This window comes from Zooshikella ganghwensis (genome assembly GCF_018263875.1).
In the GTDB taxonomy this organism is placed as follows: domain Bacteria; phylum Pseudomonadota; class Gammaproteobacteria; order Pseudomonadales; family Zooshikellaceae; genus Zooshikella; species Zooshikella ganghwensis.
In genome coordinates this window covers 445,943-459,977 of sequence record NZ_JAEVHG010000001.1, presented here as the reverse complement: position 1 = coordinate 459,977, position 14,035 = coordinate 445,943, and the positions used below count along the sequence as shown (strand labels likewise).

Below are 14,035 nucleotides of genomic sequence, written 5' to 3'. Positions count from 1 at the left end.
ATTCTAAATCAATTAGTTAAGTTTGACACCAGACTTGCAGCTAGCGATACTAAGGAAGGCTATAACGCCTTAAATCCCCACGTTTTATCCTACTATAAAAGCTGATGAGGACCTGACATGAAAGGTGATCCTAAAGTTATTGAGCACCTCAATAAAGCGCTTGGTAACGAGTTAGTCGCCATCAACCAGTATTTTTTACATGCTCGGATGTATAAAGACTGGGGACTCGAAGAACTGGGAAAAAAAGAGTATGAAGAGTCCATTGATGAAATGAAGCATGCCGACTGGATAATTGAACGCATTTTATTTCTAGAAGGACTACCCAACCTGCAAGATTTAGGACGCTTACGAATCGGCGAAAATACCAAAGAAATGCTTCAGTGTGACCTGGACTTAGAAGTTCAACAAGCCATACCAGATTTGCGAGAAGGTATCGCATACTGCGAAAGTGTCGGCGACTATGGAAGTAGAGAGCTACTAGAAAAAATTCTAGCGTCGGAAGAAGAGCATGTTGACTGGCTTGAAACTCAGTTATCGCTGATTGACAAAATTGGTATAGAAAATTATTTGCAATCTGCCATGGGCGCTTAACGGTAGACTTATTTGTAAAACTACCCTTCTTTAAATAGTTAATTTGCCAAGCCTGTTATTTTTCGTGTTTGGCAGATTAACGTTCTCAATCAATAAAAGCTTAATTCAAGAAACTTAATCTAAAAAAGTGCCTTTATTTCCATACATAAAGAGTGGTTTTATTGTTTTATCTTTGCGCTTTATACAGTATCGTAATAACTATAGGGCGCATCAAAATATAGTGGTAAGGTAAAACAATGACCTGCAAAATAACAGGTCATTTGCATGGCAGTATTAAGTATCAGCAGATTCTTGTGGTGCGTTTTTATTTGCAGCCTGAAGTAGCGGTAAAAGCTCACCTTTTTCGTGCATTTCCAAAATAATATCACTTCCACCAATTAGTTCGCCGCTGATCCAAAGCTGTGGAAACGTTGGCCAATTAGCGTATGCAGGCAAGTTAGCGCGTATTTCAGGGTTTTGCAGAATATCTACATAGGCAAATTTTTCGCCGCACTCCATTAAAACCTGTGCCGCTCTTGAAGAAAATCCGCATTGTGGCAATTTAGGAGAGCCTTTCATATACAGCAAAATAGAGTGTGTTGAAATTTGCTGTTTAATTTGCTCCATTACATCCATCAGGTAACCTCACTTATCTCAAACGGTTTGAGATAGTTTAACGTATTTAAGTAATAAATGCTGTCACTCCCCTCATTGTATACTTTACTCTTTACAAATTAACCATTAAAAAAAAGTGGTCTTGTCTTAGTGTTAACAGACAGTCACAAAACTACTGCGCCTGAAAATGGAGAAAGATGCAAAGCGCTTGTAGGTCTGAAATAATAGATGTATTTCTAATCATGTATACCCCAAACGAAGGGTTTTTAGGGGCGACCGTCAAGCGATGAAGCTCCAAGAGCTTATATTAATAAGTGATTGGGCTGAAGTGTGCCGACAACAAACCCTAAAAAGTGATTCGTAAAGGGTATAAGTCTCTAAGGCGTTTAGCTTCATGCCCACGTTACTTTCATTAAAAAATGTTTGCTGTTCATATGATGAGCAACCCGTTGTTCAAGATTTTGGCTTCTCTATGCAGCCAGGTGAAATCTGCAGTTTACTTGGACCAAGTGGCTGTGGGAAAACAACAGTCCTCAGAGCGATCGCAGGTTTCGAAAGTATCAGTGCAGGTGAAATTGCATTATGTGGTGAACCATTATCTACACCCTCCTCCGTTAAACCACCAGAACAGCGCCAAATAGGTATGGTTTTTCAAGATTATGCGCTTTTTCCACACTTAACCGTCAGACAAAATATTGGCTTTGGTATCATCAAACACCCTCAACGCCAACAACGAATAACTCGTCTACTCGAAATGACAAATATGGCCGCCTTTGAACACCGCTACCCCCACGAGCTTTCTGGAGGACAACAACAGCGTGTTGCATTAGCACGTGCTATGGCAACCGAGCCAAAACTACTCCTTTTGGATGAGCCATTTTCTAATCTTGATACTGATTTACGTCGTCGGTTGAGTTTTGAAGTCAGGCAAATTTTAAAAGACCAAGGCGTTAGTGCAATTTTAGTGACACATGATCAGGAAGAAGCTTTTGCATTTGCAGACCAAATTGGGGTTATGCAACAAGGAAAGCTACTACAATGGAATACCCCCTATCACATTTATCACGAACCTGCGACGCAGTTTGTAGCAAGCTTTATTGGACAAGGGCACTTTTTGCCTGGGCAGGTACAAGGAAAGCACTTATCAACTGAGTTAGGACTCATCAACAACCCAACACCTAACCGATGGCCAGAAGGCTCCCCTATTGAGGTGCTCCTTCGCCCTGACGATATTATTATTGATACCGCCAGTACCATTCGTGCCGATATCATTAATAAAACGTTTATGGGGGCAATAACACAATACACTTTACGCCTAAAAACAGGCAGCATTATTGAGTCTGTATTGTCCAGTCATCATGACTACAGCCATAGTGAGGAAATAGGGATCAGCATTGATGCTCAACATGTTGTCGTATTTCCTGCCCCCAGCCATTAAAAAAATGTCTCCTCACACTCTTTTATAAACAGTCTGTGGCAAGTTGGGAGCCTCCATGCAGAGCATGAATTAATTTGCTCTTCCCGCAGCAGAAGACCATCCTTGGTCTCTACTGCTAACGGTGCTCCCAGCACCTGCTTCACAAACCAATTCAAACTCTGCAAACCCACTTGTTGCGACTGCCCTGGACGCTATTCTTACCCTACCCCCCATTAAAAGCAGATACTCTATTTAGTATTGTGTAATACCAAAAGTGATAGTATTTTACGCGAAAATCATCAAAATTGCCGATAACACAGGTTATCGGCAATTTTTTCGAGGGGGTTGGGTATTCTGCGGTGGGGTAGGAGCACTAAGGGCGCTGGCAACATTTTTCAAAATGAAAGAATAAAGGGGGGTTGGCGACTAAAATGAACTAAATGTATGGGGGATATGATCCCAGAAGAGAGAAAATAAGATGAATAATAGGGTAGAAAGTAGCCATCAAAATAATACTATAAAGTTTGTATTAATAGCAGTATTGTTTTTTTCATTAGGGGTTATGGCTAACGATTTCTACAACCAAAAAGTGGACTTAAAATCGATGTATAATGAAAAAATACAAGAAGATAAAAGGAGAATTTCTGAAACCATTATTTTGGCTAAATTGCTTCAAGATAAGAGATATGATGATGTTACTGAATCATTTGATCAAATAATGTATTTGCGATTTTCTACAGTTATTGGTTTGTCCATGCCTCTTAACAAAGCCACCCAAGAGTGCAATAGCGATAACATAAAAAAACTTCTCGACTACTATCAAAAATATAACAAAGAGCTATATAAAAAATCATCCAAGGCTTGTTCAAAAGACTACATTTCAGCTAAATGACCTAGTAACAGTGATAACTGACAACCATTACGTTACCCTTAGGGAGTTAGATGGAAATAGTTAAACACCCAAGATTTCCAAATCCAAAACCAGGAGAAGAGGAAACTATTAAAGGAGACCCCTCGCAGCAAAATGCTACTGATGCGGTCTATGCATACTTTGACTCGTATACGGACATACTCTTGACTTGTAAAAAGTGTGGCAGAAAGTTTTACTTTTTTGCTAAAGAGCAAAAGTATTGGTACGAGGAACTTGGATTTTGGTGTGATGCTAGATGTACCCACTGTGTTGAGTGTCGAGCAAAAACTCACAAGGTTAAGAAGCTACAGAAAGATTATGAGCGATTGCAGAAAATAGATAACCCATCACCCGAAGAAGTTAGAAGGTTTCGGATTGTGGCTAAAACCCTCATCAAGATCGGATGCATGAAGGACCGATCGAAAGTGGATAAATTAGGTTAACCTGCTATGAAACCACTCCCTCCCTAACCTCACTGGATACCTCTAACCATAGGGTCTACAATGAGGTTGGGCATGTACCGGGTGATGTTAATTTGTAGTTATGAACTTAGCTGAGATTGCATTAAAAAGATCGAAAGTATTGAATGACCCAACAGGAAAAGTGCACTTGTACATTCGGCCTTATTATGCGAATGAGTATGATATTCGAAGCCAGCCTAGTGCACTCCTAGAGTCTATTATTGCGTTAGATTTTGATACGAAAACCTCTTCAAACAATTGGTTCAAGATACCGTTAGAGTCAGCAATAAAGATAATGTCGACCGCTCTTAGTTCTGGGTTTATGTTTAATTCTGCGCAAGCATTTCTAGAAATTGAAGCAAATGTGATTGCTAAAGACTTCCTAGCTTTATTTAGCAAGCCTCAAATTTATACGAACTTTAAGTATGAAATTGATAGTTCAGGTAATATGCTTCGTTCATCAGGTTACTCATTCTGTAGTAACTTAGAGATGGGGTTCTTTGCCTTGGATAGGGAAAAACTAGGTGCTTTTTGGGTCTTCGATATTGATTAAATGGTATAATCGGCTGAAATCTGCTCCCTAGCTAGTCATATTCTTGATCATTCACTCCACCAAAAATAGCCGCTAACCCTACGTATCGGCTATTTTTTGATCTCATCTTTCTTAACATGTATTTTCAAGTCGTCAGAAGGGCTCAAAAGTAAAATTAAATTTTAATGCCCCCTCAAAGCAAATAAGAAGGGACAAAAAGGTAGGGGTTATACTGCTAGGATTAACATTTACAAATTACCACATTGCAAATCAATAGACATACTGCGAATACCCCAGCTACCTGAGTGTCCTCGTGCATCGTAATAATCTTTTTTGGATTTACTGTTATCACGCAGGCCTGCAATAACAGTATATGGACGGAATTTATAGATTGTCGTTGTGATTGGTTTGCCTAATGAGTTAATTGTCTTACGATTAGCATCATGAACCAGCTTTGTATTTACAGCATGAACAGGTAAGTTGTTATTATAGGCATTATTTTCTGGATAAAATTGAAATAAATACACATCGTCATTGTGTCTCCAGTTTCCACTGGAATCATTAGCTTTAATAATATGTTTTTCATACATCATATCTTGATCAATACAACCAAATGTTGACTTGGTCACCAACTGATTGCCAAGGCTAAAGGAATACCAGGTAAAGGTTTTTTCATTTGCACTAAATGCTTGCCCGGCAACTAGGCTGAGGCTTAAGCCCAATGCAGCAGCTACTTTCATTTTCATTATCGACTTCCTTACATATATGTTTGGAAGCAAATACTAAGTGATCCAGCTAACGCATCATATAATACTTTAGTCGTATTTATACCCAATACGAATGGTTTCTAGGTTTTGTTATCTTCTCTCCTCACCCCAATCACCTATTAATATAGGCTCATGGGGCTTCGTCACTCGATGGCCGCACCTAAAAACCATTCGTATTGGGTATATTAGAATGCATAATTTAGAATATTATTTCTATCAACCATCGACAATGAACAGAAAGGTCAGGCCTAACGACGCTTCCGGTCCCTGTTTTTCAACTAAATTAAAGCATTGCAAAACCACTTTGTGCTATACCTCAATCACAGTTAAAAGCACACCTGTGGTATTTCCTGGTAATATTTTTTTGCGGTAGATAACGCACATCGAACTGTTTGCCGCAGGACGCGGCAACCAAGCCTACAGGGATGGATTCACGGCGTGTTCGATGAGTGTTATGCTGACTTTAAACAAAGGTAATTTAAAAAGTAGCTTTTACAACGGTAAAATTACATACAATTGTCCAGAGGGTTCACAACAGATTCAAAAAACGTTGTACCAACTAATGTTTATCAACAGGTGTTGGTCCATCCTGATACCGCGCTATCCGTTGTGCTTTTTCCCTCTCCCAACGGCTCACAGGGTCACGCTTAGCCCATTGCGTAAACTGTTTTTGCTCATTATCACTTAAAGCTAATTGATATTTACGTGCCATATACAGATACACTCGTGCCACATCACCACGAATCCGTGCGGGTGGCTCAGCAATATCTTTTTTAAAATCAATTTCCATATCACATTGCCCATAGCGACGAGGCTCACCACGAATGTTACCAAAACCGAAATTTGATCGGTCTCCGTTAATCTCTCCTATCGCTGGCGCAAGGTTATGTAAGTCTGCCTCCATTCGACGGAATAATTCACTTTCGCGCCGGCAGTTTTTTCTCCCTCCTTGCTGCCAACAGCTCATTCGTTGTCCAAAATACGATGCCGGCATTATATGTTCCCACTCAATACGTGCAGCCCGCTTAGCATTTTTACGCGCTTGGTAACCACAACTGCTTAAATCAGGCACTAGCTTTTTTCCACGCTGTACATAGCGGCAATTGCAGTATAGCGAGTAGGTGTTGTCATGATAAATCTCTTTCAGGATTTTCTTTGCCTGAGAAAATGTCTGTACGTGTTTGCCTGTTGAACTGTTCGGAAAATCTGGCTGGCTATTTTGCTCTGTACAACCTGCCAGCAACACAAGCAATGCCAATATCACTCGCTTACCAGTGAAAAGTACAAACCTAGCGATGAGCTGCCAGTTAAAAATGGCAGATATTATTAATTTAAAATTCATTATTCGGTACCTCTTACCCCGAAAAATAAAAAAGGCTGGAAATCCAGCCCTAAGATACCCTTCAACAAGAGTATATGTGTACAGTACAGCAACTTACTTATAATACCTGTCAGCTTATTTATATGCATATTTTTATAAATTTAATCCATAAAAATAAAAACGTCTTCTCATTTTAGAGCTGGTGTTTTTACTCGCTCAACAGCATCGAGCCAACCTCGATAAAGTTCTTCTCGGCGTTCACTACCCATTTGTACTTCAAAAGCCTTATCACTTCGCCATAATGATTCCAGCTGCTCAAGATCTTTAAATATTCCTGTGTAAAGCCCAGCCAAATAGGCAACACCTAGTGCCGTGGTTTCTGGAATAGCGGCTCGGTCCACTTGTACATTTAAAATATTAGCTAAAAATTCCATTAACCAATTATTCACAACCATACCACCATCAACACGAATAGCTGACGGCTTTTCTGCACCATCAGCCACCATGGCTTCTAACAAATCCCTGGTTTGATAGCATACAGATTGCAATCCTGCCGCAACGATTTCTGCAATTCCGGTATCTCGGGTCAGTCCCATAATTGCACCACGGGCATTTGGATCCCAATAGGGAGCACCCAGTCCAGTAAATGCAGGTACCATAAATACACTGTAGCTTTCTTCTGCTTCATGGGCTAAAGCTTCTGTCACACTGGCATGGGAAATTAAACGAATACCATCGCGCAACCATTGAATAGCAGCACCCGCAATAAATATACTGCCTTCTATTGCATAGGTGACGTTACCATTAAGTCTATAACCAACGGTTGTTAATAACCGATGCTTAGACTTAACTGCATGGCTTCCTGTATTTTGAATGAGGAAGCAGCCTGTGCCATAGGTACTTTTTGCCATACCAGAATGGAAACATGCTTGGCCGAAAAGAGCCGCCTGTTGGTCTCCAGCAATTGCAGTAACGGGTATTGTTGCTCCGAATAATGATCTATCACATTCCCCAAAATCAGCACTACAATCCATTACTTCAGGCAACATCTGCGCAGGAATATTAAATAGTTCCAGCAATTCCTGGTCCCAGCGCTGAGTGTGAATATTAAACAGCATCGTTCGAGAAGCATTAGTCGCATCTGTCTTATGGCTTGCTCCACCTGTTAACCGCCAGAGTAAAAACGTATCAATCGTGCCAAACGCCAGCTTACCCTGCTCAGCTTTTTCTCTTGCTCCTTCAACATTCTCCAACAGCCACCTTAGTTTTGTTGCAGAAAAATAGGGATCAATCAACAGCCCGGTTTTACTTGATACCAGCTCTTCATATCCCTGCTGTTTTAATTGCTCACAATAGTCAGCCGTACGACGATCTTGCCAAACAATAGCCTTGTGAATAGGCAAGCCTGTATCACGATCCCAAACAACTGTCGTTTCCCGCTGGTTAGTAATCCCAATAGCGTTAATGTCTTCCGCCTTTAATTTGGCTAATGCTAACGCACCACGACACGTTGCCAGGACACTTTGCCAAATTTCCTCAGGGTCATGTTCAACCCAACCATCTTGAGGATAATACTGAGTAATTTCCTGTTGATGCTGTTGTACTGGAACACCTTGCTGGTTGAAGATAATTGCTCTGGAACTGGTTGTTCCTTGGTCGATAGCCATTATATAGCCGGCCATAATTACTCCTTTTTTTGTTATTATACCCGCCAAGAGCAGCCTTTTAGCTTAAATAAAAGCCATGCTACCACTCTTAAAGGCATCATCAGCGACTCCCAAGTACGTAGTTCGCTGCGTGTATGGTGAAGCGAAAATGACAGCGTGTTAAGTTTTTTTTGAAAAATTTTACCACCCACATGATTTGAAATTAATTCTTGAAGCTGTCAAACCGACAATCAATTGTTCTCGCTCATTGGTGATTTATGGTAGAGTCTATTTTCGTTTTCGAAAATATAACTTTCAGGCAAGCAATAAATTTCAGTATATGAACCAATCACAACGTCATGAACAAATCCTGCAGCTGGTTCAACAACGAGGATATGTCAGTATTGATGAGCTGGTAAATCGCTTTACTGTTACCCCTCAAACAATACGCCGGGACCTTAATCAACTGGCAGAAACATGTCAGTTAAAGCGCTATCATGGTGGAGCAGGCATTCCAACCTCAAGTATAACGAACACAGCTTATGCACAAAGGAAAATAATGCACCTGTCTGCTAAGCAGCAAATTGCACAACGTGTTGTTCAAGATATTCCCAATAACAGTTCACTATTTATTAATATTGGCACTACCACAGAAGCAATAGCAGAAGCACTTCTAAAGCACCAAGGACTCACGGTTATAACCAATAACCTTCATGTGGCCAGTATTTTAAAAAATAAAGAAGATTTTAATATCTTACTTTGTGGAGGGCAGGTACGAAATCGTGACGGTGGCATAATTGGCCAGGCAACGGTTGATTTTATCAGCCAATTTACCGTGGACTACGGCATTATAGGTATAAGTGGTATTGATCAAGAGGGACAACTACTAGACTATGACTATCAGGAGGTTCGAGTTGCACAAGCGATTTTAAAGCACTCTCGCCAAATATTTCTAGCCACCGATGCTTCCAAGTTTGGTAGAAATGCTCTGGTAAAGCTGGCACGACTGAGCGAAATTGACCGGTTATATACAAACACTCATCCTCCAGAGGATTTTCTAGACGCTATCCACCAGGCTGACACCGAGCTTATTACCACCTGATGACTGAGCTTTCGTTTTCGCAAAACCTTTACCTAAGGGCACCTCTAAGACAAATCTTTTTACCCACTTAGTTTTTCCAGTCTGTCACTATACTAAAAAGAAGCTGAATTATAGATTGTCTAACAGCTTCTTTTACAAATTTCCTTAACCATTCATTACCCCTAACGCCCCACAGTGCCTGTAGTACATTATTGCTAAGACGCTTGCTATACGACACTTAATGTTTAAAATACAACAAAATGTTCGAATTCGAATACTCTTTATGGACATGACAAACATGGAATGCATCTATGACTCAAATACAACAAGAAATAGGTACTACACCAGAAACACCTTTAGATTTAGTTGTTGTTGGAGGTGGGATTAATGGCGCAGGTGTAGCTGCTGATGCTGCCGGCAGAGGACTCAAAGTTTTACTTTGTGAGCAAAAAGACTTTGCTTCAGCCACATCCTCTGCAAGTAGCAAGCTAATACATGGAGGCTTGCGCTATTTAGAACACTACGAGTTTCGCCTAGTAAAAGAGGCTTTACAGGAAAGAGAGGTTCTCTTAAAAGTCGCCCCTCACCTTGTTAAACCAATGCGTTTTATTTTACCTCACCAACCTCATTTACGCCCAGCCTGGATGATCAGAACAGGACTGTTTTTGTACGACCATTTGGGTAAGCGAGAAACATTACCAGGTTCTCGAGGTGTGAAATTCAATGGTAGCTCGGCTTTAGATGATAAAATCAAGCAGGGATTTGAATACGCAGACTGCTGGGTCGACGATGCCCGACTAGTGATTCACAATGTACTTGCAGCTGCTGAGCACGGCGCTATCATCAAAAATGGCACCAGTTGCATATCTGCAAAGCGAGAAAATAACCTTTGGTGTATTGAGCTAAAAGACCGTCACCAGCAAACACAACAAGTGTTTTGTAAAGGGCTTATCAATGCAACAGGCCCATGGGTCGTTGATTTTATCAAAGGAGCCACACACACGCAGTCACGTTATGGTATACGATTGATTAAGGGCAGTCACATTGTGGTACCTAAAATGTACGAAAGTGACGAAGCCTATATTTTACAAAACGAAGATCAGCGTATTATTTTTGTGATTCCTTATCTTGATAACTACTCACTGATAGGTACCACAGATGTCGAATATAATGGCAACCCCCGTGATATCCAGATTTCAGCTCAGGAAGTTGACTACTTAATATCCATTACTAACAGCCACTTTAAACGACACATTTCACCTGCTGACATTATCTACAGCTATTCTGGCGTCAGACCACTGTGTGATGATGAATCACCAAACCCGTCTGCAATTACTCGTGACTATACCATCACCGTTGATGATGAAGGTGGAAAAGCGCCTTTGCTTAATATTTTTGGAGGAAAACTAACCACCTATCGTAAATTAGCCAATGCGGCCATGGAAAATCTACGTCCCTACTTCCCAACAATGTCTGAAGGCTGGACGGCTTTCACGCCAATGCCAGGTGGACAGTTTACTGATGGTTTTGAGCAGTTTTGCGAAACGATGTACGCTACTTACTCCTGGTTAGAAAAATCAATTGTTACCCGGTATTGTACTAATTATGGAACACGAGCCACTATATTGTTAAACAATGTTAAACAAGTAGAAGAGCTTGGGCCGTATTTTGGTGCAGGACTTTACGGCAAAGAAGTTGACTACCTGATAACCCATGAGTGGGCGAATTCACTGGAAGATATTATTTGGCGACGCACAAAGGCAGGTATTGAGTTAACCCATAATCAGCTTAATTATTTACGTTACTATTTAGAGAAAAATCACGATATTGCGTGTTAAACCATTGAGAGCTACAGTGCACCATGACATTTCAAACAGCTTGTGCGTAAATAGACCAGTTAAAAATCCATAGCAACCGCTATAGACAACATTAAAGGTAACTGTAATATGTCAGCTCAAGACCAGATTCTCTATCAAAAGCGTTTCTTAAGCTTTGACCATTGCGAGCTGGAAAGCCATCAATTCACTGAGCTTAATATTCCCGACCAGCAAATTCCCCGCCATCGACTCATCGCTAAAGGGAAAGGCATTATTGAAGAAGATGCCATTTTTGAAGATGAACATAATTTATCTGCCAGCGAAGCTGAAGCAAATGCACTAGATAATGGAGAAGAAGAGCTTGATGAAGTAACTGAGGACTACCAGTTTACCGCCACGATTGATGATACCTCAGAGGGAGAAGATGTTACTTGGGAGTTAACATTTAAAGGTAAAAGCCCAACCTTTGAAGATGCTTATGAAATATTGCGTACACTACTCAACTGTGAAGACCCGCTTATTGACCAACATTACAACCCGACAACCATTAATAAAGAATCCGAGTCTGCGCTCTTTGAAACATTGTTAAAAAGCAACTACAGCGTTGATGACAAATAACCCATAAAGTCACTGCCTGACTACTTGATGATTCCTTTATCAGTCAGTGACTCAACCTAATGGATTTTTTGCCTGTAGCCTTATCTTACATCGAAACGTTAACAGTACCCTGCTACTGTTTTACACACTCATAAAATATACTGTACGATTATTAAGCTTTATCATCAGTATGTGCGTCCAGCTTTATTTTTACCGTTAAGCCATGATTTCCTTCCAATGAGACATGAGCGTTATGATATTTGCAGATTGCTTTCACCATACTAAGCCCAAGACCACTCCCTTGAACACGATAGTGCTTATCCATGCGATAAAACCGTTTAAACACATTTTCTCGCTCATGCTCAGGAATGCCTGAACCAGTATCAGTAATACGCACTATAGGTGCATTATCATGCACTAATGATAATGTTACTTTTCCATGTGTAGGGGTAAATTTTAGTGCATTATCAATAATATTTGATAATGCCTGAAGCCATAAATTGGGATTCCCTGTTTGCCATACTGACTCATCACACAGTTGCCATTCACACTTTATTTTATGATCTTCACAAACAGGTTGATACATCTCTTTCAAATCAACCAATAGCTGTCGGAAATCAAATTTAATATCTCGATGTTCAAAGGACTTAGATTCCAACTGAGAAATTGTCATGAGTGATGAAAAGTTCTTTTCTAATCGCTCAATTTCACTTAAAAGTAATTCTATATCTTTATGTTCTATAGTTGTTTGATTAAGCAGAAACTCAAGTTGCCCTCTCAGTCGAGTTAAAGGACTGCGCATATCATGAGCGATTTTCGCCGAAAAATCTTGTAAATCATTGATCTTAGCATTCGCAGAACGTAATAATTCATTAATTCGTTGGTAAACTTGTTCAAACTCACCTGATGCAGCAGCAACATGAAGCTGTATATGTGGTGCTTCCTTTGCTAAATCACAATACTGGAGTATGTGATTAACCTTTCTAGCCTGCCGATACTGAAGGAATATACCCAACAGTAACGCAACAATAAATGAAACAATAACAATATAACGAATAACTGTTTGTATATACTCTACAAATTCAATTGCATCATTTGCATTTGAACCAATTTTAAAAACACCGCCATCAGCAAGCTTTAATATATAAACAAAGTAATTAATATCAGCTACTTCGATAATCTCAAAATCTTTCCATACGGGTTTTATAACTGGTGAAGAATTACTTTGTGGTAGGTTAAAATAGAGGACTTGTTTATTTTCATCCAGTACTTGAACATATATACTACTAATCAAGTACTGCTCACTAAATTTAACATTCAGGCTTTTAATAAGTTTTTCAACAAAGTCATGAGAAGAAGGCCGAACCACTTTATTACTTGTTTTATCATAAAGGAGTTCATCTATCACGGGATCGGTCATATAGGTGACCCGATCGGCAAGCTCAGCTAAAATGGCATTATTCACCTGAGGATACAATAAACACCACGAGAGCGTTATACCCATCCACAGGCTTAAACAAACGAATAATGGAGCACGGAAAAGAAAGTCTCGAATAAAGCTAACGAGGCGCTTTAATGGCATAGCCAGCTCCCCGAATAGTAAGAATTAATTTCACTTTATGATTTTTATCAACCTTGTGCCTGAGCCGACTAATATGTACATCAATAATATTAGTTTGAGGATCAAAATAATAGTCCCACACCTTTTCAAGCAGCATCGATCGAGTCACAACCTGGTTTACATTTTTCACAAGATACTCTAAAAGCCTATACTCTCTTGGCTTTAGTTGTATTTTTTCCCCAGCCCGCTCAACTTCATGGGTAACTAGATTTAATGTCAAATCATGTACTTGTAAAAAAGGTTCATCAATAGTATTTGTCTTATACCGTCGATACAAAGCCTCGACTCGCGCCAACAGCTCGGCAAACGCAAAGGGCTTACACAAGTAATCATCGGCCCCGACTTCAAGCCCCTCAACTCGTTGATTAACATCCGTTAGCGCAGTCACCATCAACACGGGTGTATGTATCCCTTGTTGACGAATTGATTTTATGAGTGATATCCCATCCAATCCTGGTAACATTCGATCAACAATGAGCAAGTCATATTGTGTAGAAGCACACTGGATCAAGCCTGTAGGTCCTGTGTCAGCCGCATCAACACAGTGACCTGCATTCGATAAATAGCCAACAATATTACCCGCTATTTTGGCGTCATCTTCAATAACCAGTATTTTCATGGGATGATCTCTAACACCCTATCATATTAAGTTTGCGTTTAAATCACCTGCACCTTACTAT

General features: G+C 40.1%; 14 protein-coding genes. 8 read left to right on the top strand and 6 right to left on the bottom strand.

The genetic code is table 11. From position 1 onward, the window contains the following. Window positions 1-117 precede the first annotated feature (117 nt). Window positions 118-591 carry a bacterioferritin gene (gene bfr / locus KHS79_RS01980; RefSeq protein WP_027706563.1) on the top strand — a complete coding sequence of 158 codons (474 nt, stop codon included), beginning with the start codon at window positions 118-120 and terminating at the stop codon, window positions 589-591. 273 nt (window positions 592-864) lie between these two features. Here bfr and grxD read toward each other — a convergent pair whose 3' ends face one another. Then, on the bottom strand, window positions 865-1,206 hold the full coding sequence (gene grxD / locus KHS79_RS01975) for a Grx4 family monothiol glutaredoxin (RefSeq protein WP_212716230.1): 342 nt from the start codon (window positions 1,204-1,206) through the stop codon (window positions 865-867). Window positions 1,207-1,579: 373 nt separating this feature from the next. On the opposite strand from grxD, the gene KHS79_RS01970 reads away from it, so the two are divergent. The 4 genes from KHS79_RS01970 to KHS79_RS01955 all read left to right on the top strand — a co-directional run bounded on the left by KHS79_RS01970 (window position 1,580) and on the right by KHS79_RS01955 (window position 4,526). Next, window positions 1,580-2,623 carry an ABC transporter ATP-binding protein gene (locus KHS79_RS01970; RefSeq protein WP_212716228.1) on the top strand — a complete coding sequence of 348 codons (1,044 nt, stop codon included), beginning with the start codon at window positions 1,580-1,582 and terminating at the stop codon, window positions 2,621-2,623. 457 nt (window positions 2,624-3,080) lie between these two features. Beyond that, entirely contained in the window at window positions 3,081-3,494 is a 414-nt protein-coding gene (locus KHS79_RS01965; RefSeq protein WP_212716226.1) for a hypothetical protein, read from the top strand. A 50-nt stretch (window positions 3,495-3,544) separates the two neighbouring features. After that, complete coding sequence (locus tag KHS79_RS01960) at window positions 3,545-3,955, top strand: zinc-ribbon domain containing protein (RefSeq protein WP_212716224.1); 411 nt, start codon at window positions 3,545-3,547, stop codon at window positions 3,953-3,955. A gap of 100 nt (window positions 3,956-4,055) precedes the next feature. Continuing rightward, on the top strand, window positions 4,056-4,526 hold the full coding sequence (locus tag KHS79_RS01955) for a hypothetical protein (RefSeq protein ID WP_212716222.1): 471 nt from the start codon (window positions 4,056-4,058) through the stop codon (window positions 4,524-4,526). Between the two features lie 227 nt (window positions 4,527-4,753). Here KHS79_RS01955 and KHS79_RS01950 read toward each other — a convergent pair whose 3' ends face one another. The 3 genes from KHS79_RS01950 to glpK all read right to left on the bottom strand — a co-directional run bounded on the left by KHS79_RS01950 (window position 4,754) and on the right by glpK (window position 8,275). Beyond that, window positions 4,754-5,251, bottom strand: a complete 498-nt coding sequence (locus tag KHS79_RS01950) for a hypothetical protein (protein WP_212716220.1) — start codon at window positions 5,249-5,251, stop codon at window positions 4,754-4,756. Window positions 5,252-5,831: 580 nt separating this feature from the next. Then, window positions 5,832-6,614 (bottom strand): endonuclease, encoded by a 783-nt coding sequence (locus KHS79_RS01945; RefSeq protein ID WP_212716218.1) that lies wholly within the window; start codon window positions 6,612-6,614, stop codon window positions 5,832-5,834. A 167-nt stretch (window positions 6,615-6,781) separates the two neighbouring features. Continuing rightward, window positions 6,782-8,275, bottom strand: a complete 1,494-nt coding sequence (gene glpK, locus KHS79_RS01940) for a glycerol kinase GlpK (protein ID WP_094788184.1) — start codon at window positions 8,273-8,275, stop codon at window positions 6,782-6,784. A gap of 304 nt (window positions 8,276-8,579) precedes the next feature. Here glpK and KHS79_RS01935 point away from each other — a divergent pair, with 304 nt between their 5' ends. The 3 genes from KHS79_RS01935 (at window position 8,580) to KHS79_RS01925 (ending at window position 11,755) form a co-directional block, all read left to right on the top strand. Beyond that, complete coding sequence (locus tag KHS79_RS01935; RefSeq protein ID WP_212716216.1) at window positions 8,580-9,341, top strand: DeoR/GlpR family transcriptional regulator; 762 nt, start codon at window positions 8,580-8,582, stop codon at window positions 9,339-9,341. Between the two features lie 290 nt (window positions 9,342-9,631). Next, window positions 9,632-11,158, top strand: coding sequence for a glycerol-3-phosphate dehydrogenase (gene glpD, locus KHS79_RS01930; protein ID WP_212716214.1), 1,527 nt, complete (start codon window positions 9,632-9,634; stop codon window positions 11,156-11,158). Between the two features lie 108 nt (window positions 11,159-11,266). Next, the gene (locus KHS79_RS01925; RefSeq protein ID WP_212716212.1) at window positions 11,267-11,755 is read left to right on the top strand and encodes a hypothetical protein; all 489 of its coding nucleotides are present in this window, start codon (window positions 11,267-11,269) and stop codon (window positions 11,753-11,755) included. Window positions 11,756-11,906: 151 nt separating this feature from the next. On the opposite strand, the gene KHS79_RS01920 is transcribed toward KHS79_RS01925, so the two are convergent. Continuing rightward, window positions 11,907-13,316 (bottom strand): sensor histidine kinase, encoded by a 1,410-nt coding sequence (locus KHS79_RS01920; RefSeq protein ID WP_212716210.1) that lies wholly within the window; start codon window positions 13,314-13,316, stop codon window positions 11,907-11,909. Beyond that, a complete protein-coding gene (locus tag KHS79_RS01915; RefSeq protein ID WP_212716208.1) occupies window positions 13,294-13,974 on the bottom strand; it encodes a response regulator transcription factor in 681 nt (226 codons plus the stop codon). Before KHS79_RS01915 ends, KHS79_RS01920 begins: the two co-directional genes overlap by 23 nt. Between the last annotated feature and the right edge of the window lie 61 nt (window positions 13,975-14,035).